This window comes from Lysobacter sp. N42, assembly GCF_004344885.1.
The window spans coordinates 1-1,620 of record NZ_SKFB01000103.1 but is presented as its reverse complement, the minus strand read 5'-3'; the positions used below and the strand labels follow the sequence as shown (position 1 = coordinate 1,620).

Genomic DNA, 1,620 nt, shown 5'->3' with positions numbered 1-1,620 from the left:
CGGCCAGGCCACGTACACAGCTAACACCTGAGTTAAGCCGCGCCGCGAAGCGGCGTCGGCTTGGACGAATTGTTAGGTGTTGCCTTACGCAAGGCCGAGCACCAGCTTGAGCCCCTGATCCACTTGCTGGACCGTGGCGGACGGAAGAGCCTTGACCTTGCGGGCGAGCAGCTGCCGATCCAGCGTGATGAGTTGCGAGACATTCACGACCGACGCTTTGGGTAGACCCGACTCGGCCTTGCTGATGCGCACATTGCCCGGCGCCTCGGCTAGACCAAGGTTGGACGTGATTACCGCCACTACGACCGTGGCAATGCGGCTGGCATTGAACGGGTTGCTCTGGACCACCAGCACCGGCCGCTCGAAACCTGGACCAGATCCGGTTGGGGCGGGTAGGTCCGCCCACCAGACCTCACCACGCTTCATTGCCGAGGCTCCTGATCTGGGCCGCAGCCATGGCCGGATCAACCTGAACAGGCTCACCGTGAACCGCGTTCAGCTGCTCAGTGATGAGGCTGTCCTGGCGCTTGGCGAGGAACTCCTCAAGGGCCCGGGCGTAGAGCTGACTCCGGGAAACGTGCATGCGGCTGGCCAAACGTTCGGCAGCCGAGAAGATAGGGTCCGGGACGGAGATCGCGACTTTCATATGCTCATGGTACGACTACGGTCATACCGCACGCAACACCTAACACCGGAGTTAAGCCGCGCCACGAAGTGGCGTCGGCTTGGACGACTAGTTAGCGATCACACGCCGAGGAACCTGCCGGACATGAGCCGCGCGAGCCTGGATTCTGCCACGGCCCACGCCCTGTCCGCCGCGGCGCCGAAACGGCATGCGCCAGCAAGCTGCACCGCGGGCACTGACCGACCTGGAGCCGAAGAGCTATCACCGCGGGCGAGAGACTGGCCGCCGGATGCGGCCGCGAGCTTCGGCAGCACGAGCCTCCTAGTGAGCCGCTAGAACAGCTGCAACCAGTGTGAGCGCTAACACCTGAGTTAAGCCGCGCCGCGAAGCGGCGTCGGCTTGGACGAATTGTTAGCCCTCACCAGACGGGCTCGGCCCACCAGATCGCATCGCGCGGCTTTGAGCAGTTGTAAGCCTTCGACATTGCAGCGCGCAGCAGGTTTTGGCCGACCATATTTACCGCATATTGACCTTTGTTCCACCCCTCAGCCGCCTCAATCTCCCGCTGCAAAAACGTCATTATGTCTTCCTGCACTCTGTCCGCGAATTCAGCCATAGAGCGCTTGGCGACCTCCTCATACTCAGCGGGAAAGCACCACGATTCAATGGAAAGCTGGTTTGCGACCTTCGGCCCTAACGTTGGGGTCCGTTCTGCCAAATCTTGGACCCGCTCGAAGTAAATTTCCTTTCCTTCTAAGAGGCCAATGAAGAGTCCGCGACAAAAGTCGCTCTTGCGGGAACAATGCTTTGCCAACGTCTCATAGCGCATGGCCGCGTCGGCGGGCACTGCGTGCGTGAGGATGAGTGCGGCGAGCGCGCAGCTTAGAACTTTCAAGCGCATCGTATTCTCCTTGAGGGCTAACACCAGAGCTAAGCCGCGCCGCTGCGGCGGGCTATCCGGAGCCGATCATGCCAGAGCTGCGGCAGCTTGGCCG

Annotated in this window: 3 protein-coding genes; all 3 read right to left on the bottom strand. The window is 61.6% G+C overall.

Translation table 11 applies throughout. The annotated features are described in order from the left end of the window. Positions 1 to 84: 84 nt before the first annotated feature. The 3 genes from EYQ95_RS26095 to EYQ95_RS26085 all read right to left on the bottom strand — a co-directional run bounded on the left by EYQ95_RS26095 (position 85) and on the right by EYQ95_RS26085 (position 1,526). Entirely contained in the window at positions 85 to 426 is a 342-nt protein-coding gene (locus tag EYQ95_RS26095) for a type II toxin-antitoxin system PemK/MazF family toxin (protein WP_132332130.1), read from the bottom strand. Next, on the bottom strand, positions 413 to 646 hold the full coding sequence (locus EYQ95_RS26090; protein WP_132332128.1) for a hypothetical protein: 234 nt from the start codon (positions 644 to 646) through the stop codon (positions 413 to 415). The genes EYQ95_RS26095 and EYQ95_RS26090 overlap by 14 nt, the downstream gene beginning before the upstream one ends. A 397-nt stretch (positions 647 to 1,043) precedes the next feature. Beyond that, positions 1,044 to 1,526, bottom strand: coding sequence for a hypothetical protein (locus EYQ95_RS26085; protein WP_132332126.1), 483 nt, complete (start codon positions 1,524 to 1,526; stop codon positions 1,044 to 1,046). Positions 1,527 to 1,620: the final 94 nt, after the last annotated feature.

Excerpts from the sequence above, each read along its gene's own strand:
- EYQ95_RS26090 (WP_132332128.1), bottom strand. The coding sequence starts at position 646 with ATGAAAGTCGCGATCTCCGTCCCGGACCCTATCTTCTCGGCTGCCGAA.
- EYQ95_RS26095 (WP_132332130.1), bottom strand. The coding sequence starts at position 426 with ATGAAGCGTGGTGAGGTCTGGTGGGCGGACCTACCCGCCCCAACCGGA.
- EYQ95_RS26085 (WP_132332126.1), bottom strand. The coding sequence starts at position 1,526 with ATGCGCTTGAAAGTTCTAAGCTGCGCGCTCGCCGCACTCATCCTCACG.